At 72.9% G+C, this 1,868-nt stretch carries 2 protein-coding genes; one reads left to right on the forward strand and one right to left on the reverse strand.

Annotated elements, in window-relative coordinates; translation table 11 throughout:
* Positions 1–505: LacI family DNA-binding transcriptional regulator (locus ACFXB5_RS51600; protein WP_385222534.1), on the reverse strand; the 505-nt coding region annotated here is incomplete at its 3' end.
* Positions 506–616: 111 nt separating this feature from the next.
* Between ACFXB5_RS51600 and ACFXB5_RS51605 the strand changes: the two genes are divergently transcribed.
* Positions 617–1,771 carry a Gfo/Idh/MocA family protein gene (locus tag ACFXB5_RS51605; protein ID WP_385222537.1) on the forward strand — a complete coding sequence of 385 codons (1,155 nt, stop codon included), beginning with the start codon at positions 617–619 and terminating at the stop codon, positions 1,769–1,771.
* Positions 1,772–1,868 lie beyond the last annotated feature (97 nt).

Here is a 1,868-nt window from a genome sequence, read left to right on the forward strand (position 1 = left end):
CCGGGGGGGCCCCCGGCTCGTGGTCGCCCGCGCGGTGGCCCCCGCGGGGCAGCCGGGGCGGGGGGGGGCCCGCCACCTCGGGGGGCCCCCGCGCGGCCGCCGTGCGCACCGCCGCCGGGTCCGGGAGCGTGCCCACGGCGATCAGGCCGTCCACCCGGAGCTCGGTGAAGGTGTGGGTGAGGTCCTCGCCGAGCCGCCAGTTGAGCCGGCCGTCGGCCAGCAGGGTGCGCAGACCGCTCGCGTACAGCTCGGAGTTGAGGCCGTCGAGCAGCTCCACGAACCAGGGGTTGCGCAGATCGTTGAGGAGCACCCCGACGGTCCGGGTGCGCCGCTCGCTGAGGCTGCGCGCGGCGGCGTTGGGCCGGTAGCCGAGCTCCTCGACGGCGGCCAGGACGGCCCGCCGCTTCTCGGGGCGCACCTGCTGGGAGCCGCGCAGCACCAGGGAGACCAGCGACTTCGACACTCCGGCCCGTTCGGCGACATCGCGGATCGTCGGTGGTCTCATGGTCTGGACCGTTCCATATGGCGGACGCGGTTGTCAAAGGGGTTGACACCTGCGGGGAGTGCTTTCAGTGTGGGCCGGGAGAGATCTGGAACGGTCCAAAGAAGGGCAGTCATGGTGAGTACGCTCGGGGTCGCCGTCGTGGGATTCGGCTGGATGGGACGGGTGCACACCCAGGCGTACGTCCGGCTGCCGCACCACTTCCCGCAGCTGTCCGTACGGCCCGAACTCGTCGCCGTCGCCGACGAGGTGCCCGGCCGGGCCGAGGAGGCCGCCGGGCGGTACGGCTTCGCCACCGCCGCCCGGGACTGGCAGGAGGTCGCCGCCGACCCCCGGGTCCAGGCGGTCAGCATCGCCGCGCCGAACTTCCTGCACCGCGAGATCGGCGTCGCCATGGCACGGGCGGGCAAGCACATCTGGATCGAGAAGCCGGTCGGGCTCACCGCCGACGACGCCCGCGCGGTCGCCGGGGCCGTGGCCGAGGCCGGGGTCCAGGGCGCGGTCGGCTTCAACTATCGCAACGCACCCGCCGTCCAGACCGCCCGCGCCATGATCGCCGCCGGGGAGATCGGCACCGTCACCCATGCCCGCGTCCGCCTCTTCAGCGACTACGCCGCCCACCCCGAAGGGGCCCTGACCTGGCGGTACGAACGTGCGCGTGGCGGCAGCGGAGTGCTGGGCGACCTGGCCTCCCACGGGGTGGACCTGGCTCGCTTCCTGCTCGGCGAGATCGATGCGCTGACCGCCGACACCGCCGTGTTCGTGCCCGAGCGGGCCCGCCCCACCGGCGCAACCGCCGGTCACACCCGGGCCACCGGCGGTGAGCTGGGCCCGGTGGAGAACGAGGACTATGTCTCCTGTCTGGTGCGCTTCGCCTCCGGCGCCCGTGGGGTGCTGGAGGCGTGCCGGGTCTCGGTCGGCGAACAGAACACCTACGGCTTCGAGATCCACGGCACCAAGGGCGCGGTGTTCTGGGACTTCCGGCGCATGGGTGAACTCGGCGTCAGCCGCGGCACCGCGTACCAGGACCAGCCCGTCTCCACCGTGTACGTCGGCCCCGGGCACGGCGAATACGCCGCCTTCCAGCCCGGCTCGGCCAACGGCATGGGCTATGACGATCTGAAGGTGATCGAGGCGTACCACTTCCTGCGCTCCATCGCCGAGGGCACCTCGCACGGCGCCACCCTGGACGACGCCGTGCACAGCGCCACCGTGCTGGACGCCATGACCCGCTCCGCCGATCTGGGCACCTGGGTGAGCCCCGGCTGAGCGAAGCGGCTGCCGTCATGGTGAGAGCCTGTGTCATATCCCCGGCCGGGCGTGCGACGCCTGGCACGCACGCTGATCCGACCGGGGATATGACACT

The sequence above is a fragment of the Streptomyces sp. NPDC059455 genome (genome assembly GCF_042750115.1).
Taxonomy (GTDB): Bacteria; Actinomycetota; Actinomycetes; order Streptomycetales; family Streptomycetaceae; genus Streptomyces; species Streptomyces endocoffeicus.